The sequence below is a fragment of the Desulfobulbaceae bacterium DB1 genome (assembly GCA_001914235.1).
Taxonomy (GTDB): Bacteria; Desulfobacterota; Desulfobulbia; order Desulfobulbales; family SURF-16; genus DB1.
On record MQUF01000011.1, the window covers coordinates 119,344 to 144,800 of the forward strand.

Below are 25,457 nucleotides of genomic sequence, written 5' to 3' on the forward strand. Positions count from 1 at the left end.
GATGGCTAACCGAGATACCGGAAAGACACAGTCAGCCCCTTTCCCCCAAGGAGAGAGAGCCAACCGGAAAACCCCCTCTCCCTCAGGGAGAGGGCTGGGGTGAGGGAAGGAAATCGCTGTCACTTCCCTCTCTCCATCGGGGAAGATGGCTAACCGAGATACCGGAAAGACACAGTCAGCCCCTTTCCCCCAGGGAAAGAGAGCCAACTAAATAACTCCCTCTCCCCCAGGGAGAGGGCTGGGGTGAGGGAGCTAATTGCTGCGCGGCAACGATTCATGGTTGCCGGCGTACCGCCGTTTCAACCGAGGCCCTTCGTTAACAAATTGAGCCAATAGAACTAATCAAAATGACAATAAGCCCAATAATCCAGAATAACAGGCTGGAAATTTTAAAAATTGCCAAGGCCAACGGAGCAAAGTCCTTAAAAGTTTTTGGCTCATGAGCTCGCGGGAAAGAAACCCCTGACAGCGACATTGACTTACTCGTTGAACTTGAAGATAGCTGGTCTTTGCTTGACATTGTCGCCATCAAACATGGAATCGAAAGACTTACCAAAAGAAAGGTAGATGTGGTAACGGAAAAAGGCATGCACTGGTTCATCAAAGATCGTATTATCAATGATGCAGTATTGTTATGAAAGACGACAAACTCTATAAAATCCACATCCGAGAATGCCTCGAAAGGATAGAAAAATATATAGACGGTATTGATACTGATCTGTTTCTTACATCTCCCTTAATTCACGATGCGGTGCTGAGAAACTTGCAGGTTTTGTCGGAGTCAACCCAGCGGTTGTCTGAGGAATTCAAAAAGGAAATACCATGGAGACTATTGATCAATTAGCAAAAAAAGCAATTTTACTTAACCCTGTGGAGCGCATTCGCTTGGTCGAGGCGATTCTCTTTAGTCTTGACAAACCAGATCTCTCCATTGAACAAAGTTGGATAGTCGAATCTGAAGCACGATACGAGGCATTTAAGCATGGAAAGCTCCAAATAAATGATTGGGAGGAAATAAAAAAAAGGTACGCGCCTTGAAGATTAGGTTTCTTTCCCCAGCCACGATTGAACTGTATAGTGGACCCCAGTTTTGAGACAGCAATTTAAGCTATGCGCTACCATCAAGGAGCAGGAAGTGATGAGCGAAAAGAAAAAGAGAAAGGTCCACACTCCGGAGTTCAAGGCAAAGGTTGGCTTGGAGGCACTGAGGGGGCAAAAAACAATCAATGAGATCGGGCAAGAGTATGGCGTCCATCCCATTACGGTTGGGCACTGGAAGAAAGAGATCCAGGAGCAAGCCAAGACCTTGTTTGAAGGCAAAAGAGGCCCCAAGCCGATTGCCGGGCACCAAGAGCCGGAGCTGCTGTTCAGTGAGATTGGAAAGCTGAAGGTAGAACTGGACTGGCTTAAAAAAAAGTCCGGGATCAGCCGGTAATGACACGACGAGGCTGGATAGCCAAAGAAGGGGTGATTTCCGTGAGTCGGCAATGCATTCTGGCCGGGGTCTCTCGTGCGACGCTTTACGCGCAGCAGAAGTCCAGGCCTGTCAAGGAGGATAGTCTGCTGTTCAGTCGTCTGATCGACGAGGAATACACCCGTCACCCGTTTTACGGCAGTCGCCGGATGGTGATCTTTCTCGAAACAGCAGGCTATGCCGTGAATCGAAAACGGATACAAGGTCTGATGCGGGGAATGGGCCTGGCAGGTATGGCGCCCGGGCCGAATACCAGTAAACCGTGTCCCGAGCACAAGGTGTATCCCTATCTGCTGCGTGGTGTTCCAGTGGTCAGGCCAAACCAGGTGTGGAGCACGGATATCACCTACATCCGGCTGGCCCGCGGATTCACCTACCTGACAGCGGTCATAGACTGGTACTCACGACGGGTATTGAGCTGGCAGATCAGCAACAGTATGGATGCAGCATTCTGTGTCGATTGCCTGGAGGAAGCCTTACGCACCTACGGCAAGCCGGAAATCTTCAACACGGACCAAGGCTCACAGTTCACCAGCGCCGCCTTTATCTCGGTGTTGAAACGGGAAGAAATAACCATCAGTATGGATGGGAGGGGTCGCGCCTTCGACAACATTTTCGTTGAGCGTCTCTGGCGTAATGTGAAATATGAAGATGTGTACCTGAAGGACTATACATCGATGGGTGACCTGGCTGCGGGCCTGAGCAAATATTTTGTCTTTTACAACACAGAGCGCCCTCATAAAGCGCTAGGGCAAAAGACGCCAGATGTTGCGTACCGGTTCGCAAAGCACGGCGGGGCGTTGATCGTGGACAGATTCCCAGACAGAGAAAAGAAAACTGAACAGGCAGCACCAGAAAAGATCAAATCGGGACAGCGCCGTCCAGCTGTGGATGAAGTCAAATGTGCAGCTTAAACTCTGTGTTTTTTTGTCTTGACTCAGGGGTCCACTTTACTGGACGAAGCGATAAAATATTATGAGCATCAACTTCCAGGTCTGGGCATTCGCTTTTTCCAAGAAATTAATGCCTCAATCGAGCGAATTAGTTTCACTCCTAAAGCATGGGTAAAAATTGGCGAACGAACACATCGTTGTCTCATTAAAAACTTTCCGTATGCTTTATTATATATAGTAGATAAACACGAAGAAATAATTATTACAGCTGTTGCACATCTACACAGAAACCCTAAACATTTTAAGGACAGAATTCTATAAATTAATAAAGAACCAATTAAACCAATCAGTTAAACCAATCAGACAAATCGGACCAACCAGACCAATAAGACCAATAAGACCAATAAGACCAATAAGACCAATAAGACCAATAAGACCAATAAGACCAATAAGACCAATAAGACCAATAAGACCAATAAAGCCAACAAAATCATGACAAAAAATGAAATTCTTAACATATTAAAAGAACAAAAAAACACCCTTCAACAAAAATATCAGATTGACTCAATAGGAGTCTTTGGTTCCTTTGCAAGGGATAAGTCCGGACCCGTAAGCGATATTGATATTGTCGTGAAGTTGAAAAAACAAGACCTCTTTGAACTGATCGGGATAAAGCAGGAACTCGAAGAACGATTTCACTCACATGTCGATTTAGTAAGCTACCGCAACACCATGAACCCTTATTTAAAAAAGAAAATCGATCAGGAAGCTATATATGTATGACACAGAGCTTTCTTTTCATATCGTTGAACAAATTCGACGAGCTATACAGACAATTATGGATAGGTTCTCAACGATCAAATCGGTTAGCGATTTTACCGATACATCGAGAGGCATGGAAAAACTGGATTCAATCTGTATGCTTTTGATAGCAATTGGTGAAAGCCTGAAAAATCTTGACAAAATTACTCATAATGAGCTGCTGAAAAATTATCCAGAAATTGATTGGAAAAAGGCAAAAGGCCCGCGGGACATAATCAGCCATCACTACTTTGATGTTAACGCTGAAGCAATTTATGATGTTTGTGAAAGCAAAATGCCCTCGCTGCACGAAACTATGAAAAAAATCCTCCAGGATATGAAAAACACAAACCAATGAGACCAATTCAACAAATCAAACCAATCGGACTAAATAGTGTACTTTAGGCACTTTTTTAATAGGAGTCTCTCCCATGAAAACCAACCAGACCAACCATGCCCGGTCGGATTCGACTGGATTGCGTGGCCGACTTCAATGGAATAGGCAGCTGTGAACATTGGCTGAATCTTAAAATCTTACGGGGCACTGATTACATTAAAATTAACATAACCACCCAGAATAATTGAGCCAATACTCTCAGGCACTAAAAATGCAAGAAAACATAATATAAATTATTTCATGGCAAGGTCATGGCTGCCGGCGTTTTAACTGAGTCCATTCGTTAAACCAATTCAACCAATCTGACGAATTGGACCAATAAGACCAATAAGACGTATCAGACCGATAGCTTACATATAAAGGAAAAAATCCTATGAAAACAAAACAAACCAACCCGACCAATATGACCAACCAGACCAATAAAACCATTCTAGCCGCCTTCTGCCTGTCTTTTCTCCTCTTTGGCCCTGCACATACGTTCGCGGCCGAATTTGACGGCAAACTGAAGGAAGTAAAAATTACAGATGCGGCGGGGATAAATCAGCCGCCTACTGCTGTTATTAATTACACCCAGGATGGTGACACTTTCACTTTTGATGCCAGTGGGTCAAATGATTCTGATGGGAGTATTACTGAGTATAAATGGAATTTTGGAGATGGGAATATAGCCTTTGGGGCAAATGTTAACCATTCCTACGCAGATACGCAAAAGAGTTACGATGTCACAATGACGGTAACGGATGACAAGAACGGCATTGCTATGGAGCAAATACAAGTCGTTCCGGGTGGAATTATGGATCAATTCCTTACTGATACCAGCGCCAACTACACGGCCATCTCTGGCGCTCTTTCGGTTTCCGCCGAGGTTGCACATGGCAAGTTATGGAGTCATACTATTGCATATCACAATACGGCCCTTGCCACGCCAAATCATTGGATCCAGGCAGATGTCGTTTATAGTGGGTTTATAGACAGTGGTGGGCTTGCTATCAGAATAAATCCCGCCACAAAGACAGGCTACAGAGTGTCGTTTGGCGCAGGAAGGATCAATCTTGAAAAATTTGTTGGTTCACAAGTAACCTGGCTGGCTTTATACGATGGGAAATATCCTGCTGGAAAATATACGGTGAAGGTGGTGGTGGTTGGAAACCGCATTACGGTATCAGTTAATGGTATTTTGCGCATCACCAAAGATGACGGAACCTATTTACAAGGACTAAATGTGGGGCCATACTTTTCGCGAGGCAACGTAAATTCAGATGTAACGGTTGACAATCTTATGGCCGGGGGCATCACTCCTTAATCTAATTATAAGGAAAAACAAACAAAGCAGTTCGTATCAGTGACTATTACCTTTTTCGTTACGGTTGAGGGCACACCATAGCATGGCCTCGGCACTAGGGAAATAGATGCCGCCCCATAACTTTTTGCGCAGATAAGGAAAATCCTCAAACAATTTGCCCGATGAACGACTTCTTATCCGACGCATTATTTCTTTCGGGGCCATTGCGTGTGGGGGGATACAAAAAATATGCACAGATCCTTACTGACTACGTTTTTGACTCCCGCATCGAGATTCCATAGCACTTCCTTATTTGGAGATATTATACACCACCTATTGGGAGTGATAAATCTACCCACAAAAGGCGGAGGCCTAAACTTTTTTTGAAACCAGTTAGGAGAGCAATACATGGAAACGCTTAACAAAAAATTGACTATTATATCTCTTGTTTACTTAACCATGATTTTTTTTGCTATTCCACAGTTCGCTTTTGGTGTGGAGGAAAATCTAGATGAAATTTTTTCTCGAAAAACAAGACAGATTACAAATAGTTACCCCCATGAAACTCTTGAGGACAAATTAAACAGCTATATATGGCAGCCAGAAACACTACAATATAATGATATTCAAACAGGAGCAGAAGTTTGGAGAATGACTTCCGGAGCCAAACATTGGAACGCCTATTTGAACGATATCTCACTCAGCATCTGGAGTGCCGATGGCAAGATGATGGTCCTCACATCTACACGACCGACTCAGACTTTCAATTATACCCCCTCATTGGCTAGGCCACGATACATGATCGTCAATACCGATGGAACGAAACTAAGGATGATTCCCGATGCTCCCAATAGGGTTTACAACGATAAGTTTCACTGGTCTCCGGCACTTTCCGATGTCTATTACTCTTTTGGTAGCACACTTGGGGGTCAAACTAGGTTTGCCGAAGACACGCTATATAAAGTTGTGGTTAGTGATATAGGCACAACGTCTTCAGCCTTGTTGGATTTTAATGTTAATGCGAAAATTGATAAATTGATTAGTGCTGACGGTAAAAAGATTTTGGCGGTGGGCTACACGCCTTTATGGTACTCAACTCCAAGGTACTACCCAGCTGTTATTTATCCAGAACCGGCCTCGAATGTGATAGACAGCGATGGGTGGAGTTTTAATATTTTTGGTGATTCTGACTATGGATACATGCCTGATTACACCAATTCAGCAATATCCACGAAGATCACAGGTGAAAATAACGACATCACTTTTACAGCAAACGGGGTTGTTACTGATGGGGCTGTTTCTGTGCAGTACCTTGCAGGCGGTACGGCTGGTAGCGAAAGTATCTCAGTTAGTGCTTCTGGGGATATAACAGTTGCTGTAGAATCAGGAATTTCAACTGCTGCACAAGTTAAGTCTGCGTTGGAAAAAAATGCACAGGCAATGGACTTGATATCTGTCTCATATAGTGGCACAGATGACGGGTCTGGTGCTGTTATAGCAACCAGTAAGTATATAATATCCTGGGTTTCTCACGATGCGTTTTTGCCTGGAAATGGTGATTGGGCAATGATCTTGCCTGAGTCTACCACAGTAAGTACCTTCGCATGGTTTAAAGTAGCCAGCCAAGGGTCGGCTTCTGACGGTGGGCCGCTATGGACTGGTGCCGAAGGCACTCCGCCAACCTTCGGTGAGATATGGCCGGAGAATGTTCGACTAGGAGGAACAAAGCAAGACCCATGGGATTGTGGTGGTTACTGGTCACATCCGGCTTTTGATAGATGGGGAAGATATGTAGCATTTGCGGATAACACCGGACCATTGGTTTCAGGTGGTGGTAATGTCTATGATTATAAAAATCATGAGTATGAAGTTCACGGCGATGTGTCTACATCAAGAAGTGGTGTATATCACCCTCAACACACTGATTGGTCTTCCTTTTCTGATTGGGTTGCCTTCAGTGATGAAAAGTGGGGTGTCTCACAAGCAGAAAGCAATCTCACCCGCCAGATATTTATTTACAAGCATAATGCTGCTCCTGTGGAAAATGACACCTGGCGGCCAGTAGCCTCTACGCATTCTAGGTATAACTGGTTTACCTCCCCGGATACCGCATATATAAGTGCAGATTACAACACATTACCCAGGCCGACACAGAGCCCTGATGGGACCAAGATCTCCTTTGTCTCGTCGTTTTTAAATCCTCTTTCGTCTGAAACCAGAGATGATGCCCCTGATACTTTCTGGGCGGTGGCTTACTATCCACACCCACCTGAAATCTCAAATGTAACCGCGAGTAATGGAACAGTTACAGTACAGTTTGATTGGCGCTTAAATACTTTAACACCACGAGGGTATACGAATAGAGGTTGGCCTGATGAAGAAACGAACGCCCCTCCCGCGCCTCGGGAGACTAATTATTTTAGACTCTGGCGTTCATCTGATAATTCTACATGGACTCCGATAGATACAGTAAAAGCAAACTCGTTTGAAAAATTTGATTATGCAAATGGTGGCATAAAAGCTGGACAAAACCCCTACTGGACAATTACTGACACACCGCCTACATCGAACGGATTATATTACTATGCTGTTACTGCTATTGAACATTCGGGACTTGAATCAAGGACGCTAAGCAACATCTATGCAATCAGCTTGTCAGACGGGGCAGGTATAGGTGCTCAGTGGGCCAATTACCCCAATGATCCCAAGGGGGTTTCAAAATTCTACACCAATTACAATCCAAGCAATACAACTTTGATACGATATTATAATATATATGCAAAAGATGGCAACGCTCCAACAATAAGCATTCAATGCAGGATAGCCTCAATATCCGCTGGTGTTTTTACAGGGTATATTGATTGGCTTGGAAATCCTGATGGCTCTACACAATATATTATAACAGCAGTAGACACTCAAGGTAATGAGTCTGCTGGCCTTCCCACAGAATATCACCATAAAAAATTTCCTGCTACTGCGAATGGCCAGTACCTTGTAAAACTAAAGATCAGTCCTACAATTAAAACAGGAAGATACCTGAATCAGTAAAGCCATAACCCATAAAAGCAGTATTTGGTTCCTGGCGCACATTTTTTTGTTTGGCGCAGCTCTCGAAGCTGCCGATTATACATGATTACGGCATAATCGAGGCTTCCTCGAACAACAGATATTTACTTGAAATATCAATGAAAAAATTGAGCATTTAATGGTAAAGTGTGCAAGAAAAAGCGGTATTTTCCCCTAAAATCTTTGCACATGACTGCCCAGCGAATGTACCAAAAACAGAATTGCAAAAAACAGTATCTTGACAACTTCCTGAATCCGTGAGGTATCCCGGATTCTCCCTAAAAATTGTGGGGCGCGAAAAAATTTCAACACCGCGACCGCCAGAAATTTATATATTGCCAGCATATTGCTGGTAAATTGGGACATCGTCCCCGTTGTTCTTTGAAAAATTGCTATATTTGCCTGTTTTTAGGCGTATTTTCCCGGCAGGGCCTGCTGTTCAGCCACTTTCCGGCAAATTTCTCTTCTGTTCTTGCATTAGCCAAAGGCAAGCCGGTTATAAACGGCCTGAAACGAGTCAAATGCGCAACAGTGGCGGCTGAACCGCAGCTTCAGTTTCCTGCCGGTCTCAATCAGTCTGGCTGCACGGTACATGAGTTCCTGAATAACGGTACGAATTCTCCTGCGCTTTGCCGAGTGGCGCACTGGTGAGCGATCACCGAGAAGGCCAAGCTGGCCGATAAACCGCAAGATGTTATAAGCCAAGCCGGCCAAGGACATGATCAAGGAATTGGTCGCAAATTTTCCCGAAGGCAACCGCTCAAGTGATTCGGCATGTTCATCGAGACGCTGCCGCAGCCGTTCCGCCGATGGGACATTTTTAATACCGAGGGATTGCCGGAAATAGGTGTCATTTCGCATGGCGGAAATGGCTTCATAATCGCTCTTGCCCAGACAAAGAAGCCCGAGAAAACTGCGCACGATATCAGTATGCGAAACAACATCGTTGCCTTTCATTTTCTTGCTGATCTGCAATGGTAACCCGCTGTAACGGTTTATGCACAACCCAACCAGAGCCAATCCGGAGTGGCTGGTATAAAATTCGTCGTCAGATTGTTCGAAGGTAAAGCGTTTCATGTTTTTTTCACCTGCTGAGTGCGTTTTTATAACAGGTGAATATTGCAATATTTTTATATAAATTTCAACACGTTAATTGGTCACATTGGTACTTTTTACTGCAACTCCGTCACGGATTGAGGGATTTGAAAAAATAAATGCCGTATCCTGTTGGAACCTGTTCGCCAAAATTTAAATTCCAACAAAAAAGGCACATTCTGAAAATGACTGAAGTTCGGTTGTAATCCCGAAATTATTTTATTGGAACACCAGAATTGACTATCAGCCCGTTGAAAAACCCTGTTGTGGCCATTGATTGAGATTGAATGAATCGGCCGATCGGGTAAAATGTCGTGACAACTCATCACACAACAGGGGTTTTTCTTCATGGCCATCGGTAAACGCAAAAAACATAAACAGCTCCCGCTCTGGATCGCCCATAGCGACCTGGCCCCACGCGGTGGCCATCCCTTTTACACCCGCCTCAACCGTCTTTTTGATGACGATGGATTTGACGTCTGGCTGGAACAGGAATGTGCCCCCTTTTTCTCGGAAGCAGGTCGTCCCTCGATTCCTCCAGGTGTCTACTTCCGCATGCTCTTTGTCGGCTACCTGGAAGGGTTTCAGTCCGAACGCAGCATTGCCTGGCATTGCAGTGACAGGATGTCGTTGCGGGAGTTCCTCGGCTATCAGATTCACGAAAAAACGCCGGATCATTCAAGTTTCACCATCTGGCGGCAACGATTGCCGCTGGAGCTGTACACCAAGGTTTTCCAGCGTATCCTCTGCATTGTCCATCAACACGGGCTGATCGATGCATACGCGACTGGTGTCGACTCGACAACCATTGAAGCCAATGCCTCTCTGCGGCGTCTGGCGCGAAAAGATACCGGTTCCTCCTACACCGACTATGTCAAAACGTTGATGCGCGAGGCAGGTCAAGAGCCAGGTGATGCCGCCGACGTTGCCCGTTTCGACAGGAAACGCACAGGCAAGAAACTTTCCAATCGCGAGTGGCAATCGGAAACCGATCCCGACGCCCGTATCGCCAAGATGAAGAATGGCACGACCCATCTTGCCTACAAGGCGGAACATGCGGTCGATCTTGCCACCGGGGCCATGCTGGGCGTCGTGGTGCATCCGGCTGATCAGGGCGATACGGCAAGCATCGAGGAGACGCTGGAACAAGTCGAGGAGAACCTTGCCGTTCTCGGTGACGAAGCGCCGGAACTGCTGTGCGTGGTTACCGACAAAGGATACCACAAGGCGGAGTTGATCAGGAAACTCAATGCCGACAAAGGGATCACCACCTACATTCCGGAGCGGCAGAGCGAACAGAGACGAAGTTGGCATGGCGACAAAGAGGCCTGCCGGGAATTTCACGGCAATCGCCGCCGCACTCGGGGAGACCACGGAAAACAGTTGTCCCGTCGGCGTTCCGAGATTGTGGAACGAAGTTTTGCCATGCTCAAGCGAGGTGGCAATCTTGCCCGGATGACGCTTCGCGGTCTGGAAAATGTCAGTAAACGCTACCTGATTCATGCCGCTGCCTACAATTTGGGACTTCTCATGCGGGTAATCTTTGGACAGGGCACCCCGAAAGGGATGGCCGATGTCCTGCGGCGTCTTATTTTGGGTATTTTTGCCATTTTTGCCACTGTTTTTGCCCTGCTACTGCCCGAAATATTGATCAGGCAGAGGTCTTTTTTGAAAATGACGGACTTTTCATACGGCTGTCGGTTGCGGCCGCTGTTTTCCGAAATTTAAGTTTTTTCAACGGGCTGCTATAACTCCAGAAACTTGAGTTTAATTTCACGACTCCAATATGCCTCCTATTCCAACTAAAAATTTGTTTAGTAGCCCTCCTGACGTCATGGGTTCAGTCAAAACTAGTTACGACAAAAAGTCCAACTCGTTATTGATAATACTCTGTTGGTATATTTTTTTACTTACCGAGCGACCATGGGAATCTATTTCCTATTTGCACGATTTACGTATCCAGTTCATTTATGCCATATTCATGATACTTGTAGCAGCATTCTCTGGTCGATTGATTATAGTAAAAGCTAATACCAACAAATGGGTCCTGGGACTGCTTGGGCTCCACTTCATACTTGCGCCTTTTGCCTTTTCTCCTGCGAGTGCAATAGATACAGGAATTGAATATGCTAAAATAGTCTTACTCTACATTTTGCTTGTTTCCTCTGTGGAGACAAAAGAAGATTTAAAACTTATCTTGAAGGCTTTTGTCTTGAGCATGCTGTTTTACTCGCTTCACTCTCTTTGGGAGTTTCACAATGGACGACACGAATGGAGGATGGGGATCGTACGAATGATAGGGGTCGGAGACGCCTACAGTAACCCGAACGGATTTGCTGCAAGCCTGACATTGGCAATGCCTTTTGCCTATCTTCTTGCACGCTTTGAACAGACTAAGTACCTCCGACGTCTTTATTATGGCTATTTGGTGCTTGCCCCTATTTGTATTGTGTTGACAGGCTCTCGCACCGGTTTTGTCGCAATGTTGCTATGCTTCATGCTCCAAGTATTTCGTTTCAAAGGATTGAAGAAATTCTTTATTCTAGTTTTCCTCGTTGTTTTTATTATCGTCGGCTGGCAACTGATGCCGGAAGACAAACAACGAAGAATAGAGACACTTTGGAATGAAGATGCTGGGCCAGCGAACGCAAAGGAATCTGCCGAGGGAAGAATTGAAGGTTTCCTTGCAAGTTTGGAGATGTTCAAGCAGCACCCATTCACTGGCGTTGGTGCTGGCAAGGAAAATTTTATCGGATATCGCACCTCGTTTATAGATGGTGTCGCTCTTCAGTCCCACAATCTATATGGAGAGGTAATAAGTCAGTTAGGAATTGGCGGAGCTTTTTTTCTGCTCGGACTCATCTGGTCGACCGTCAGAGGGTGTCTAGTTGCCAATCGTAACTTGGCTGAAAAAGGCGAATCAGGGTCTTTTTTTCAAGCGTTAGGTTTCACCATCATTGCCACATTAATTTTGTTGCTTTTATTTGGGGTGGGCGGGCATAATTTTTATAGACCTCTTTGGTTGATGCTAGCAGCGTGGTCTTCAAATCTTCTAAAAATCAGCACTGTACCTCAAAGGCTTACGATTCGTTAGCGGGAGCCAGAAAAGAACTCCGCAACTATTTTGGATTTTATAACAAACAGCGGCGCCACCAAGGACTTGGCAAAAAATTCCCAGAAGAAATCTACTGCGGAACATTACAACAAGAAAAAGCAGCATGATCCGGAGCAACTTGCCAATTAAAAACGGGCGGAAATTGCCCAACCAAACCGGTCCTCTTTAAAACGGACTCTCTAATTTTGAAATGCAAAAACGATACTTCCCCGAGGTTTCCGACTGTATAGTTTCGACAAATTCGATATCCCAACGCATTGTAACACCGAAGCGTTCACGTGCCAGCATCTCGACATCCTTAAGCGTTTGTTCGTTATAGGAATCACTTTTGACGAGGCGAAAAAGGATAGAGTCTATTTTATTCTGTACAATTTGCATCTGCTTAATGCCTGGCAAATGCATAGCAAAATTTTCAGTCAGGGATATCCCAGAGATATAGTTTCCTTCAGGAGTGACCACATAATCAGCTACCCGCCCCTCAAGAGAACCCATAATCGGATACGTACACCCGCAGGGACAATCTCGCTTTACCGAAAGGCTCCCCACATCACCCACCTTATAACGGATAAATGGCATACCGTAGTTTGTTAAATCGGTAACTACGATCGCTCCTGGCTCACCGGGGGGAACAGGTTTGCCATCTCGAATGATTTCAACCACAAGGGTGTCCGAGTTGCAGTGCATGTTGCCCTCAGGGCACTGGCAAGCGATCAGGCTCACCTCTTCACAACCGTAGCGATTTGTGACCGGACAGCCAAAAACACCCTCTATTGTTCGCCGCTCAAAATCATGGAGGACCATACAAGTGCTAATGATACCGTGCGGATGAATTCCAGAAAGACCTCTCTGCTGCATAAAGCGCGCAAATAAATACAATGAATGGGCATGTCCGAAAAGAATCTTCGGAGGTTTTTTGCACAACGTCTTATGGAAGTGAAACATCTCCACTTCATTCATTTTGAGTGTATCAAGATAAATGAAGCGGTTAAGGATTAAGTTGCGCAGGTACATACGCCAATTGGCTTTATAGTCAGGGTTGCCCCAAATAGCACCAACCCTTTCTCCGATGTCCCAACCGGACCATCGGTCATAGGACATTGTTACAGCTCTTTTCCATTGCATACTCGCTTCATCAACAAAAAACTCTAAAGAAACTCCCGTTGATCCGGATGTTTTTCGAGGAACTAACTGACTGTAATCGAAATTTTTAGCCACCATTTGATTTCTATGGGCCCTGATATCATCCTTGGTAAGAAGAGGGATCTGTAAAAAATCCTCCCAAGTCTTGATAGAATTGGGGGAAATACGATGAGATTGAAAACGACCTGCGTAAAAATCAGACTGTTCAGTTGCATGTTTTAGGAGATTAATCAATCGCGCCCATTGATCGATGCTGACTTCGCTTTTCGAACGACTTTTGCTGACTTCTAGTTGTTTCAAATGTCGTAAATACGGTGTGTTTTCCTTTAATGCCCATAGCGGAGCAACAACCGTACGGATAAACCAAGCAGGCCAGCTGTTGTTATTTTGATGCTGCATAAAGAACCTCCTCTAACTGAATCCTAAATCAGTGACGCCATATCCTGCAAAAGCAGCATGTGGCTCCTAACGCACATTTTTTTGTCTGGAGCAGCTCTCGAAGTTGCCGATTATGCCTGATTACAGCATAATTGTTGACGATCCTTGAAAATCTGACGAAAAATTCCGTTTACAAGACGCACTTATCTTTGCCTCCTTTGCAAATTTAAAATGGAGGCATCATGACTTGTTCTCATCAGTTTGAAAAGATGGGGTTTAATGACCGCTTACTTCATAGAGGCTGATGATTTCCCGGGCAGACAGGTCAAGATTGGTCCACCAGCCTTCCACGGTCACATCCGGTACGATCAGCATCTGGCCGTGTTTGTTGGTGGTTCGCTCCGTGACGCGCACCACTTTGGTGAAAACGTAGTGCTGTCCTTCATGGAGGTCAGCGTTTTGGCCCGCTCGATCACCCGGTTCAGGTATGGCACGAATCCTTCCTGGCTGTGTTGGCTGCCGGGGCGCAACTCAACCTCAAGGCACCAGCCCTCAAGACCGAGATAGGAGGCAATCGGGGCATAGCCGTTGTAGTTGTGATAGGTACGGCTCACACCTTCCTTTTTGGTGTTTGAGTTGTCCATGGGAAAAACATCTGCATCGAGCGGAACATGACCGGTGTCAAGAGCAGTGAAATGCACCCCGCCTTTTTTCAGCATGGCCACCGAGCAATCCTTGATGATCGGCAGAAGTGGTTCGGCATGTTCATCAAGACGCTGCCGCAGCCGTTCTGCCGATGGAACATTTTTAATCCCTAGGGATTGCTGGAAATAGGTGTCATCACGCATGGCGGAAATGGCTTCATAATCGCTCTTGCCCAGGCAAAGAAGCCCGAGAAAGCTGCGGACGATATCCGTATGTGAAATGACATCATTGCCTTTCATTTTCTTGCTGATCTGCAATGGCAACCCGCTGTATCGGTTTATGCACAACCCAACCAGGGCCAATCCGGAGTGGCTGGTATAGAATTCGTCGTCAGACTGTTCGAGGATAAAGCGTTTCATGTTTTTTCACCTGCTGAGTGAGTTTTTATGACAGGTGAATATTGCAATATTTTTATATAAATTTCAACACGTTAATTGGTCACATTGGTACTTTTTACTGTAGCTCCGTCACGGATTGAGGTGAATGAAAAATATTTACTATTAGTAGCCATGCTGGAATTGGCAACTCCCTGCCAAAGTTGAGATCAGCTCCGAATAAACCGTTTACAAAGATTATTTTTTATGTCGTTACCCAACGTAAATATCCATAATGTTGTTAGATAAATTATGCCAGATACAGTGCATTGCAAAAACAACATCAAATAATTTTTTGGCATTATAAATATGCCAGATATCCATAAAGATAATCCCAAAAACAACAAGGGGAAAAAAAGGGGTTTTAATGTACTACTGAAATACCTTAATAATGGAACTTTCATCACTGAACAAGCCATATATAGTGAAATTAAATTACCAAATACTGCGACAGTGGTTGTTCCCAGAGCAACTCCCGCGATGCTCCATTGACGAGCTCCCCATATCCCCAACGGGATGCTTAATACAGAAAGGGAAAACCATATAATCGCATTTTTGCCATGTTTTGCCTTAACTGTAAGTATCCGTACAGCATTAGTGGCTAGCGAGTCCGCAACCAATCCGGCTAAAAGAATATAGAGGGGCCATCGACCAGCAATAGCGTAATCCGGTCCAATCCACAACGAAAGAAAGTTTTCACCACAGAACAGGATAAACAAAGGCATTGCCATAGAGACAATTTGCAGAGACATAGTAGTTTGCAACCATTTTTTTTCAACTTCAAAATTGTTCCCTGCGCCAAGAGAGGTGCCAAGATACGGAGTGAGAGGCAACCCTAGCGCCGTTGACAGCTCCTTCCCATACTCTATCAATCGGTTGGGCATGACAAAAAACACAATATGACTTAAGCCAATAACATTAGCAATAATAAGCGGAACGCTTTGATTCTGAAGACGCAAAGCGACCATTATAACAACACTTTTCGCGCCGAAATCAAACAACTCTTTCGCTTTCTTTAGCGACACAGAAGAAATAGTTATTGGTGGCAATCGTTTATCTTTTTTGGCGGCAACGACAAAAAGAAAACACTGGATTGTATTGGAAATTGATTCCATTAGAACAAGCCATATTAATCCGTAATTCGGGTAGAGATGCAATAAAATAATTATAACTACGGAACGGATAACGGTAATAATCGCTCGCGAGTTGTTTATGAAATAATGACGCTGTACACCCATTAGTCCAGCAATAAACACACGCATAGGGAAAAGTACCAGTGCATTTAGGCCAAACAAGAAAAATACGGAACCAATATGTGTGATTTTTTTTGACTCATCACCTATTATGAGGTGGGGGAAAATACTAAATACTAAAAACAGCAGCGACGTTATGATACCAATAATGACAAAAAAAATAAAAGCGGTGCTCATTGTTTGCTGTAAATCTTGAAGATCTTTCTTGCCATCAGCTACAGAAACAAAACGCACCAAGGCGGGGCCAATTCCTAAATCAAGAATGCCCATATATCCGACAACGCTAATTACCAATTCCCATAAGCCGAAATCACGATTTCCCAAGACCTTTACGAGAATTGGACTCATGTAGAAAGCCACAACGATGTTTACAATGAAAAGCACCGATCCAGAAATAGAATTAAATATGAGGGCGCGCCTGCTCATCCGTAATGTCCACGAAAAAAAGATTTAAAATCCCTGCTGTATCATAAAATTACAAAGGAATTCAAATAAATAAAAGCTCGGGTGTCTCTTTCGGAACGTGTCAATCAAAATGAGACCCCATTGTGTGTAAATTAAACTCACTCAGTCAGAGTTGCAGGCCGTAGCATGGAGTTATAGTCAAATCTGGTGTTTTAAAAAAATCATTTACGCGATCTGACCAGGATTGACGGCATCGATACCAACAGCGCGCTTAACAGCCCGTTGAAAAACCCTGTTGTGGCCATTGATTGAGATTGAATGAATCGGCCGATCGGGTAAAATGTCGTGACAACTCATCACACAACAGGGGTTTTTCTTCATGGCCATCGGTAAACGCAAAAAACATAAACAGCTCCCGCTCTGGATCGCCCATAGCGACCTGGCCCCACGCGGTGGCCATCCCTTTTACACCCGCCTCAACCGTCTTTTTGATGACGATGGATTTGACGTCTGGCTGGAACAGGAATGTGCCCCCTTTTTCTCGGAAGCAGGTCGTCCCTCGATTCCTCCAGGTGTCTACTTCCGCATGCTCTTTGTCGGCTACCTGGAAGGGTTTCAGTCCGAACGCAGCATTGCCTGGCATTGCAGTGACAGGATGTCGTTGCGGGAGTTCCTCGGCTATCAGATTCACGAAAAAACGCCGGATCATTCAAGTTTCACCATCTGGCGGCAACGATTGCCGCTGGAGCTGTACACCAAGGTTTTCCAGCGTATCCTCTGCATTGTCCATCAACACGGGCTGATCGATGCATACGCGACTGGTGTCGACTCGACAACCATTGAAGCCAATGCCTCTCTGCGGCGTCTGGCGCGAAAAGATACCGGTTCCTCCTACACCGACTATGTCAAAACGTTGATGCGCGAGGCAGGTCAAGAGCCAGGTGATGCCGCCGACGTTGCCCGTTTCGACAGGAAACGCACAGGCAAGAAACTTTCCAATCGCGAGTGGCAATCGGAAACCGATCCCGACGCCCGTATCGCCAAGATGAAGAATGGCACGACCCATCTTGCCTACAAGGCGGAACATGCGGTCGATCTTGCCACCGGGGCCATGCTGGGCGTCGTGGTGCATCCGGCTGATCAGGGCGATACGGCAAGCATCGAGGAGACGCTGGAACAAGTCGAGGAGAACCTTGCCGTTCTCGGTGACGAAGCGCCGGAACTGCTGTGCGTGGTTACCGACAAAGGATACCACAAGGCGGAGTTGATCAGGAAACTCAATGCCGACAAAGGGATCACCACCTACATTCCGGAGCGGCAGAGCGAACAGAGACGAAGTTGGCATGGCGACAAAGAGGCCTGCCGGGAATTTCACGGCAATCGCCGCCGCACTCGGGGAGACCACGGAAAACAGTTGTCCCGTCGGCGTTCCGAGATTGTGGAACGAAGTTTTGCCATGCTCAAGCGAGGTGGCAATCTTGCCCGGATGACGCTTCGCGGTCTGGAAAATGTCAGTAAACGCTACCTGATTCATGCCGCTGCCTACAATTTGGGACTTCTCATGCGGGTAATCTTTGGACAGGGCACCCCGAAAGGGATGGCCGATGTCCTGCGGCGTCTTATTTTGGGTATTTTTGCCATTTTTGCCACTGTTTTTGCCCTGCTACTGCCCGAAATATTGATCAGGCAGAGGTCTTTTTTGAAAATGACGGACTTTTCATACGGCTGTCGGTTGCGGCCGCTGTTTTCCGAAATTTAAGTTTTTTCAACGGGCTGTTATGGCCGCCCTCATGCGATCATTGCGAACAGCTAAAACCCCTCAACCTAATAGGCAATAGCCGAATAGTCTCACCAACCTAAAAAAGGATTCCCCATGATGGATCAACATATCGCAACCTACCGGGAAGAAGCCACCGAACTGCTGGCCGAGCTGGAAACATCATTGCTTGATCTGGAGGAAACCCCGGATGACGGCGACCTGATCAACCGGGTTTTCCGGGCCATGCATACCATCAAGGGCTCCGGCGCCATGTTCGGTTTTGATGAAATAGCCGCCTTCACCCACGAGGTGGAGACGGTGTTTGACCTGGTCCGCAACGGCAAACTTTTGGTGACGAAAGAGCTGCTTGACCTGACGCTGCAGGCCCGCGATCATATCTCGGCCCTGCTCGACGCCTCGGCGGGTCTCGGCGAGGTAAACCGGCAGGAGGGCGACGCCATTGTCGCGCGCCTCCGCCGGCTTCTGCCGCAAGCCGACGCGCCCGCGAAAAAAGATGCCGCTGCCCCAGTCGCGCCTGGGAAGGAGCCGGAGGAAAAGAATACCTGGCGCATCCGTTTCCGGCCCAACCGGGAACTGCTGCTAAGCGGCAGCAACCCGATCTCCCTGCTCAATGAACTGCGGGCCCTGGGTGCCTGCCATGTGGTGGCCCAGCTGGGCGATGTCCCCGTCCTTGACGGGCTGATAAGCGAGCACTGCTATATTTACTGGGATATTATCCTGACCGGCGACCGTGGCGAGGACGCCATCCGGGACGTCTTCATCTTTGTCGAGGATGACTGCGAAATCAAGATCGAGCAGATTGACGGCGGCGATTTTGCCGACCAGGACCAGAGTTACAAAAGACTGGGAGAGATTCTGGTGGAGCGGGGCGACCTGCAGCCGGGCGAGGCGGAGAAGATTTTGCGGCAGCAGAAACGCTTGGGCGAACTGCTGGTGGACCAGGGCGTGGTGGCGCCGGAAAAGGTGGAGTCGGCCCTGGTGGAACAGCAGCAGGTCAAGGCGGCGCGCCAGGAACGAGCAGCCGGCGATGCGGCGGCCAGCATCCGGGTGCCGGCGGAGCGGCTTGATCAGCTGGTGAACCTGGTGGGCGAGATGGTGACGGTGCAGGCCCATCTGACCCAGGTCGCCAATGTCTTGAAAGACGCCACCTTTATTGCCATCGCCGAAGAGGTGGAGCGGTTGACCAACGAACTGCGCGACACGGCCCTGAACATCCGCATGCTGCCCATCGGCAGCACCTTCAGCAAATTCAAGCGGCTGGTGCGGGATCTGTCCGGAGAGCTGGGCAAGGAAATCGAGATGGAAACCTTCGGCGCCGAAACCGAGCTCGACAAGACCGTTATTGAAAAACTGAACGACCCCCTGGTGCACATCATCAGAAACAGCATCGATCACGGCATCGAAATGCCCGCAGACCGGCTTGCCGCCGGCAAACCGTCATCCGGCACCGTCAGTCTCGGGGCCGAACACTCCGGCGATTCGGTCCTGATCACCATCCGTGACGACGGCAAGGGCCTTGACCCGGAGATCATCCGCGCCAAGGCGGTGGAAAAGGGGCTCATTGCCGCCCATGCCGAGCTGACGGACAAGGAGATATTCGCCCAGATATTCGCCCCGGGTTTTTCCACCGCCGACAAGGTGACCAGTGTTTCCGGGCGCGGGGTGGGCATGGATGTGGTCAAACGCGGCATCGAGGGTCTGCGGGGCTCGATCAGTGTCGACAGCCTGCTCGGCACGGGCACCACCATTACCCTGAAGATTCCGCTGACGCTCGCCATCATCGAGAGCCTGCTGGTTAAGATCGGCGACAGCCATTTTGTCCTGCCGCTGGCCGCGGTGGAGGAGTGCGTGGAGCTGTCCCGGGAGGATGTGGCGGCGGGGCATGGCCGCAATCTGGCCCGGGTGCGGGGCAATCTCACCCCCTATATCTGCCTGCGGGACCAGTTCACGGTGGCGGGCGAGCGTCCCGAGATCGAGCAGGTCGTCATTGTCTCGGTGCATGGGACGCGGGTGGGGTTCGTGGTGGATTTCGTGGTGGGCGAACATCAGACCGTCATCAAGCCGCTGGGCCGTTTTTATCAGCATGTCAAGGGCATCTCCGGCGCCACCATCCTGGGCGACGGCTCCGTGGCGCTCATTCTCGACCCGGGCGTCCTGGCCAGGGACGCGGAAAATATCGAACACGATCAGATCTAGGAAAAATCGGCGGCATGGGTTGCCGACCGCCCGCACTGTACGATTGCAGGGCGGCAATCCCTTGCCGCCGTTGTCAGTGATGTCGTGTCGACAGGGGAATGTCGAGTGCCGCGTTCGCAAATACAACGTCGAAAGTAAGGTAATTTCCTTTAGGTAAACCCCCGGCTTTGCCGGGGGACAACAAAAGTTTGACAGTTCCGGAATAATATCGAAGCCTCCAAACTCGTGGACCGCTCAAAGTCACGAGAATGGAGGTTTCGATGAACGACATACAATCTTTAAGTCACACGAGGTGGGATTGCAAGTACCATGTGGTATGGATACCGAAATGCCGGCGGAAAGTACTTTATGGGCAACTACGGAAGAATCTGGGGGAGGTTTTTCATGAACTTGCTCGTCAGAAGGAGAGCAAGGTGGTGGAAGGGCATTTGCTCCCAGATCATGTCCACATGCTGATATCGATACCACCGAAATATTCGGTAGCACAAGTAGTTGGATACATAAAGGGGAAAAGTGCAATTCACATCGCTCGGATTTACCTTGGACAGCGGAAGAATTTCAACGGAATGCATTTCTGGGCACGAGGATATTTTGTGTCAACAGTAGGCGCCGATGAAGAGGTCGTCCGGAACTATATCAAAAAGCAAGAAAAGGAAGACCAGCGTATCGAGCAATTATCGTTATTTAAGGAGGGTGTAAAATAGTTTGTGTAAATGGCTATGACTGAGTAAGTCAAAAAACTACCCTTTAAAAAGGAGCTCATATGGCCATTGATAAAGAAATTTTGGATCGTTTACTTGCCGACTACAATTACCAGAAGCCCGAAGAACTGATCGGTGAAAACGGGCTGCTCAAGCAGCTCACCAAGGCCTTACTGGAGCGGGCGTTACAGGCGGAAATGACCGTCCACCTGGGCCACGAAAAACATGGAACCATCGTCACCAAAGGCGGTAATGCCCGAAATGGTAACTCTGCAAAGACCATCAAGGGCGACTTCGGTAAAATGCCGATTGAGGTCCCGCGCGACCGCGACAGCAGTTTCGATCCGGTCATCATTCCCAAAGGGCAAACCCGCTTTCCCGGCTTTGACGACAAGATTATCTCTCTCTACTCCCGAGGGATGACTACCAGGGAGATTCAGGGGCACTTGGAAGACATTTACGGAGTTGATGTCTCTCCCACCCTGATTTCAACGGTCACCGATGCCGTTGCTGACGAGGTTAAAGTTTGGCAAAATCGCCCGTTGGACCCCATTTATCCCATTGTTTACATGGACGCTATCCGGGTTAAGGTGCGCGACAATGGGCATGTTAAGAACAAGGCGGTCTATCTGGCTATTGGCATCACCATGGACGGCGTCAAGGATGTCCTGGGAATGTGGGTTGCCGAAAACGAGGGCGCCAAGTTCTGGTTGCAGGTAGTGACTGAGCTAAGAAACCGTGGCGTGCAGGATATTTTCATTGCCTGCGTCGATGGCCTCAAGGGTTTTCCTGAAGCCATTGAGACGGTTTTCCCCTTCACCCAGGTCCAGCTCTGTCTCGTCCACATGGTGCGCAATTCCCTGAAATATGTCTCATGGAAACAGCGCAAAGAGGTGGCTGCGGATCTCAAGGCCATTTACCAATCGCCAACAGCCGAGCAGGCCGAAATGGAACTGATGACCTTTGAAGAAAAATGGGACAAAACGCATCCGTCCATCGGCCAATCCTGGCGAAGAAATTGGGAAAGAATCACCCCATTTTTTGCGTATTCGCCCGAGATACGCAAGGTGATATATACCACCAATGCTATTGAGTCGTTGAACATGTCACTGCGCAAAGTTACCAAGAACCGGGGTTCATTTCCCAATGACGAGTCGATGCTTAAACTGCTTTACATGGCGCTGAACAATATCGCCAAAAAATGGACTATGCCAATCAGAGACTGGAAGGCTGCCTTGAACCGCTTTTCAATCTTGTTCGGCGACAGAATGCCTGCATATTGAAAATTAAAAATGAAAACCATTTACACAAAATTCTTTACAGGCCCTATTTAAGCAAGGTTGACGCTGGTTATGACCACCGAATGGTGGTCAGATAATCTTTTAAACATACCGCTTTGAGCGGTCCACGGTGTTTAAAGCCACCGGCTTTGCCGGTGGTTACTTACTCGCATCATATACAAGTCAGTCGAATCGTACATCCAAAGGAGGCTCAACAATGCTCGCGAACATGAATCTCAGCAGAAAAGTGGGGGCGGGTTTCACCGTGGTGACGGCGATCATGCTGCTGCTGGTCTGGATCGGCGTCCAGGGCATGAAAACCATCGAAGACGGCATGGAGGAGATTGTCGCGGTCAACATAACCAGGATGGATCTGGTCAATGACATCAATACCGATATCTCCGCAATCGCCCTCAATGTTCGCAACATAATTCTTGCGCAGGATGCTGAAAAACAACGGGAATACAACCGGCAGATCGCCGGTTTCCGCGAAAAATTCGACAGCAGCCTGAAAAAGGTTGAGGAGATGACGGATGCGGCGACTGACGCCAAGGGGTTGGCCATCATCGCCAAGCTGAAGGATGCCGCCAATGCCTTGGCAAACGTGGATGCCGGGATCATCGCGTTTGCCATGGATGATAATGATGAAGAGGCCGAAGCCTTGCGCATCAGGGAAGGGGTGCCGGCGGAACACGCCCTGCATGGGCAGTTCGAGGAGCTGATTGCCCATAACATGGAGCAAAACAGGCTTCGTCATGATGAGGCCGTGGCGACCTACAACACTTCCCGCAACGTTATGTTCGGTTTGGGCGGGGCGGCGGTGCTGCTTGCCGTCTGCGTTGCTTTTTTTCTGACCCGTTCGATTCTCCGCCAGCTTGGCGCGGACCCGAAAGAGCTTGGCGAGGTGGCAACCATGGTTTCCGTCGGGGATTTTTCCCGGCAGATCCGCCTCAAGGCCGATGATACGGGCAGCGTCATGGCCGCCATGAAAAAGATGGTGGAAACCGTTCGCGCCCTGACCGCCGACGCCGAGATGCTGGGCAAGGCCACCATGGAAGGGCGGATCACGGTGCGGGCCGACGAGGCAAAACATCAGGGCGATTTCCGGAAATTGATCCAGGGGGTCAACACCATCGCCGATCGGCTGGTCGGCCTGCTCGACGCCATGCCGGCGCCGGCCATGATCATTGACCGGGATTTCAGCGTGCTCTACATGAACAGGGCCGGGGCCGAAGCAGGCGGCAGGAGCCAGCAGCAGCTCATCGGCTCCAAGTGTTTTGATCATTTCAGAACCAGCGACTGCAAGACCGACAAATGCGCCTGCGGACGGGCCATGGCAGCGGGCCTATTTGCCACCGGTGAAACCGACGCCCATCCCGGATCGCTCAATCTTGACATCAGCTATTTCGGTATCCCGCTCAAGGACGATAAGGGCACCACCATCGCCGCCTTTGAGGTGGTCACCGACATGACGGCGGTGAAAAAGGCGGCCCGGCTGGCGGAGAAACAGGCCGCGTACCAGAACAATGAGGTGAGCAAACTGATCGCCAATCTGGAAATGCTGGCCAAGGGTGATTTGAATTTCAGCACCAGCGTGGCAGCGGCGGATGATGACACCCATGCCATTGCCGAAAACTTCAACAAGATCGCCGCGGCCACCAACAAAACAGTCGACTCCATCCGCGCCCTGACCGCTGATGCCGAGATGCTGGGCAAGGCGGCCATGGAAGGACGGATCAACACCAGGGCCGACGCGGCGCGGCATCAAGGTGATTATCAAAAATTGATTCAGGGTGTCAACATGGTCTTTGACCGGTTGGTGGGCCTGCTGGACGTCATGCCGGCGCCGGCCATGATCATTGACCGGGATTTCAACGTGCTCTACATGAACAAAGCCGGCGCCGAGGCCGGGGGCAGGAGCCAGCAGCAGGTCATCGGCAGTAAATGCTTTGATCACTTCCGAACCAGCGACTGCAAGACCGACCGCTGCGCCTGCGGCCGGGCCATGACGGCAAACCAGCTTTCCACCAGCGAAACCGATGCCCATCCGGGCGGGCTTAATCTCGACATCAGCTATTTCGGCATCCCGATCAAGGATGACAACGGCAGCATCATCGCCGCCTTTGAGGTGGTGACGGACATGACGGCGGTGAAAAAGGCGGCCCGGGTGGCGGAAAAACAGGCGTCCTACCAGAACAGCGAGGTGAGCAAGCTGCTTGCCAATCTGGAAATGCTCACCATCGGCGATCTGGCGGTCAACACCACGGTTGCGGCGGCGGATGAAGACACCCGGGCCATTGCCGATAATTTCCAAAAAATTGCCGGGGCCATCACCAGTAACGTGGTGGCGCTGAAAGAGATCACGGATAACGCCAAGCTGGTCGCCCGGGGCAACCTGATGGTGGAGGTGAAAAAGCGCAGCGACAAGGACGAACTGATGGAGTCCCTGTCAGCCATGGTGGCCAAACTGAAAGAGGTGGTGCTGGAAGTGCAGGGCGCGGCGGATAATGTCGCCGCGGGCTCCCAGGAACTGTCCGCCACGGCCCAGCACATGTCCCAGGGCGCCACCGAGCAGGCGGCCAGCGCGGAAGAGATTTCTTCCAGCATGGAGCAGATGGCCGCCAACATCCGCCAGAACACCGACAATGCCATGCAGACGGAAAAGATCGCGGTGAAAAGCGCCACGGACGCCCGGGAAGGGGGCAAGGCGGTCAGCGAAACCGTGGCCGCCATGAAGCAGATCGCCGCCAAGATCTCCATCATCGAGGAGATCGCCCGGCAGACCAACCTGCTGGCCTTGAACGCCGCCATCGAGGCGGCCCGGGCCGGGGAACACGGCAAGGGCTTTGCCGTTGTCGCCTCCGAGGTGCGCAAGCTCGCTGAACGGAGCCAGGCGGCGGCGGGCGAGATCAGTAAACTCTCCACCAGCAGTGTGGCCATTGCCGAGCAGGCGGGCGACATGCTGAACAAGATGCTGCCGGACATCCAGAAGACCGCAGAGCTGGTGCAGGAGATCAGCGCCTCCAGCAAGGAACAGGACTCCGGGGCGGAGCAGATCAACAAGGCCATCCAGCAGCTCGACCAGGTCATCCAGCAGAACGCCTCGGCCGCCGAAGAGATGG

General features: G+C 48.8%; 23 protein-coding genes and 1 pseudogene. 18 read left to right on the top strand and 6 right to left on the bottom strand.

Annotation, left to right across the window (positions count from 1 at the left end):
* Nucleotides 1-353 precede the first annotated feature (353 nt).
* The 6 genes and pseudogenes from BM485_11165 to BM485_11190 all read left to right on the top strand — a co-directional run bounded on the left by BM485_11165 (nucleotide 354) and on the right by BM485_11190 (nucleotide 2,688).
* A pseudogene (locus BM485_11165) lies at nucleotides 354-638 on the top strand (nucleotidyltransferase).
* Nucleotides 635-844 carry a hypothetical protein gene (locus tag BM485_11170; GenBank protein OKY74982.1) on the top strand — a complete coding sequence of 70 codons (210 nt, stop codon included), beginning with the start codon at nucleotides 635-637 and terminating at the stop codon, nucleotides 842-844. The pseudogene BM485_11165 and the gene BM485_11170 overlap by 4 nt, the downstream one beginning before the upstream one ends.
* Nucleotides 823-1,038 (top strand): hypothetical protein, encoded by a 216-nt coding sequence (locus BM485_11175; protein OKY74983.1) that lies wholly within the window; start codon nucleotides 823-825, stop codon nucleotides 1,036-1,038. Before BM485_11170 ends, BM485_11175 begins: the two co-directional genes overlap by 22 nt.
* 100 nt (nucleotides 1,039-1,138) lie before the next feature.
* Nucleotides 1,139-1,435 carry a transposase gene (locus BM485_11180; protein OKY74984.1) on the top strand — a complete coding sequence of 99 codons (297 nt, stop codon included), beginning with the start codon at nucleotides 1,139-1,141 and terminating at the stop codon, nucleotides 1,433-1,435.
* Entirely contained in the window at nucleotides 1,435-2,388 is a 954-nt protein-coding gene (locus BM485_11185; protein ID OKY74985.1) for a transposase, read from the top strand. Before BM485_11180 ends, BM485_11185 begins: the two co-directional genes overlap by 1 nt.
* A gap of 3 nt (nucleotides 2,389-2,391) precedes the next feature.
* Nucleotides 2,392-2,688 (top strand): hypothetical protein, encoded by a 297-nt coding sequence (locus BM485_11190; GenBank protein OKY74986.1) that lies wholly within the window; start codon nucleotides 2,392-2,394, stop codon nucleotides 2,686-2,688.
* Here the strand turns inward: BM485_11190 and BM485_11195 are convergent.
* Entirely contained in the window at nucleotides 2,683-2,871 is a 189-nt protein-coding gene (locus BM485_11195) for a hypothetical protein (protein ID OKY75022.1), read from the bottom strand. The genes BM485_11190 and BM485_11195 overlap by 6 nt on opposite strands.
* On the opposite strand from BM485_11195, the gene BM485_11200 reads away from it, so the two are divergent.
* The 4 genes from BM485_11200 to BM485_11215 all read left to right on the top strand — a co-directional run bounded on the left by BM485_11200 (nucleotide 2,860) and on the right by BM485_11215 (nucleotide 6,912).
* The gene (locus tag BM485_11200; protein OKY74987.1) at nucleotides 2,860-3,150 is read left to right on the top strand and encodes a hypothetical protein; all 291 of its coding nucleotides are present in this window, start codon (nucleotides 2,860-2,862) and stop codon (nucleotides 3,148-3,150) included. The two genes, BM485_11195 and BM485_11200, sit on opposite strands and share 12 nt — an antisense overlap.
* Nucleotides 3,143-3,526 (top strand): antitoxin, encoded by a 384-nt coding sequence (locus BM485_11205; GenBank protein OKY74988.1) that lies wholly within the window; start codon nucleotides 3,143-3,145, stop codon nucleotides 3,524-3,526. The genes BM485_11200 and BM485_11205 overlap by 8 nt, the downstream gene beginning before the upstream one ends.
* A gap of 412 nt (nucleotides 3,527-3,938) precedes the next feature.
* Nucleotides 3,939-4,868 (top strand): hypothetical protein, encoded by a 930-nt coding sequence (locus tag BM485_11210; GenBank protein ID OKY74989.1) that lies wholly within the window; start codon nucleotides 3,939-3,941, stop codon nucleotides 4,866-4,868.
* Nucleotides 4,869-6,684: 1,816 nt separating this feature from the next.
* Complete coding sequence (locus tag BM485_11215; protein ID OKY74990.1) at nucleotides 6,685-6,912, top strand: hypothetical protein; 228 nt, start codon at nucleotides 6,685-6,687, stop codon at nucleotides 6,910-6,912.
* 1,175 nt (nucleotides 6,913-8,087) lie between these two features.
* Here BM485_11215 and BM485_11220 read toward each other — a convergent pair.
* Together BM485_11220 and BM485_11225 are read right to left on the bottom strand one after the other, a co-directional pair.
* Nucleotides 8,088-8,279, bottom strand: a complete 192-nt coding sequence (locus BM485_11220; GenBank protein ID OKY74991.1) for a hypothetical protein — start codon at nucleotides 8,277-8,279, stop codon at nucleotides 8,088-8,090.
* A 111-nt stretch (nucleotides 8,280-8,390) separates the two neighbouring features.
* The gene (locus BM485_11225) at nucleotides 8,391-8,990 is read right to left on the bottom strand and encodes a hypothetical protein (protein OKY74992.1); all 600 of its coding nucleotides are present in this window, start codon (nucleotides 8,988-8,990) and stop codon (nucleotides 8,391-8,393) included.
* Nucleotides 8,991-9,356: 366 nt separating this feature from the next.
* On the opposite strand from BM485_11225, the gene BM485_11230 reads away from it, so the two are divergent.
* From BM485_11230 to BM485_11240, 3 genes are read left to right on the top strand one after another with little or no spacing between them, the layout of a single operon-like run.
* A complete protein-coding gene (locus tag BM485_11230) occupies nucleotides 9,357-10,736 on the top strand; it encodes a hypothetical protein (protein ID OKY74993.1) in 1,380 nt (459 codons plus the stop codon).
* Between the two features lie 58 nt (nucleotides 10,737-10,794).
* Nucleotides 10,795-12,102, top strand: a complete 1,308-nt coding sequence (locus BM485_11235; GenBank protein ID OKY74994.1) for a hypothetical protein — start codon at nucleotides 10,795-10,797, stop codon at nucleotides 12,100-12,102.
* Nucleotides 12,045-12,230 (top strand): hypothetical protein, encoded by a 186-nt coding sequence (locus BM485_11240; GenBank protein OKY74995.1) that lies wholly within the window; start codon nucleotides 12,045-12,047, stop codon nucleotides 12,228-12,230. Before BM485_11235 ends, BM485_11240 begins: the two co-directional genes overlap by 58 nt.
* 58 nt (nucleotides 12,231-12,288) lie before the next feature.
* Here the strand turns inward: BM485_11240 and BM485_11245 are convergent, their stop codons facing one another.
* The 3 genes from BM485_11245 to BM485_11255 form a co-directional block, all read right to left on the bottom strand.
* The gene (locus tag BM485_11245) at nucleotides 12,289-13,662 is read right to left on the bottom strand and encodes a capsule biosynthesis protein CapK (protein ID OKY74996.1); all 1,374 of its coding nucleotides are present in this window, start codon (nucleotides 13,660-13,662) and stop codon (nucleotides 12,289-12,291) included.
* Nucleotides 13,663-14,009: 347 nt separating this feature from the next.
* Nucleotides 14,010-14,705, bottom strand: coding sequence for a hypothetical protein (locus BM485_11250; protein ID OKY74997.1), 696 nt, complete (start codon nucleotides 14,703-14,705; stop codon nucleotides 14,010-14,012).
* Nucleotides 14,706-14,890: 185 nt separating this feature from the next.
* Nucleotides 14,891-16,399, bottom strand: coding sequence for a hypothetical protein (locus tag BM485_11255; GenBank protein ID OKY74998.1), 1,509 nt, complete (start codon nucleotides 16,397-16,399; stop codon nucleotides 14,891-14,893).
* A 358-nt stretch (nucleotides 16,400-16,757) separates the two neighbouring features.
* Between BM485_11255 and BM485_11260 the strand changes: the two genes are divergently transcribed.
* From BM485_11260 to BM485_11280, 5 genes are all read left to right on the top strand, one after another.
* Entirely contained in the window at nucleotides 16,758-18,137 is a 1,380-nt protein-coding gene (locus BM485_11260) for a hypothetical protein (GenBank protein ID OKY74999.1), read from the top strand.
* A gap of 117 nt (nucleotides 18,138-18,254) precedes the next feature.
* Nucleotides 18,255-20,354, top strand: coding sequence for a chemotaxis protein CheA (locus BM485_11265; GenBank protein ID OKY75023.1), 2,100 nt, complete (start codon nucleotides 18,255-18,257; stop codon nucleotides 20,352-20,354).
* Nucleotides 20,355-20,614: 260 nt separating this feature from the next.
* Nucleotides 20,615-21,058 (top strand): IS200/IS605 family transposase, encoded by a 444-nt coding sequence (locus tag BM485_11270; protein OKY75000.1) that lies wholly within the window; start codon nucleotides 20,615-20,617, stop codon nucleotides 21,056-21,058.
* A 59-nt stretch (nucleotides 21,059-21,117) separates the two neighbouring features.
* Nucleotides 21,118-22,338, top strand: a complete 1,221-nt coding sequence (locus BM485_11275) for an IS256 family transposase (GenBank protein ID OKY75001.1) — start codon at nucleotides 21,118-21,120, stop codon at nucleotides 22,336-22,338.
* A 214-nt stretch (nucleotides 22,339-22,552) separates the two neighbouring features.
* Nucleotides 22,553-25,457, top strand: a 2,905-nt coding sequence (locus BM485_11280) for a chemotaxis protein (GenBank protein ID OKY75002.1), incomplete at its 3' end; no start/stop codon positions are given.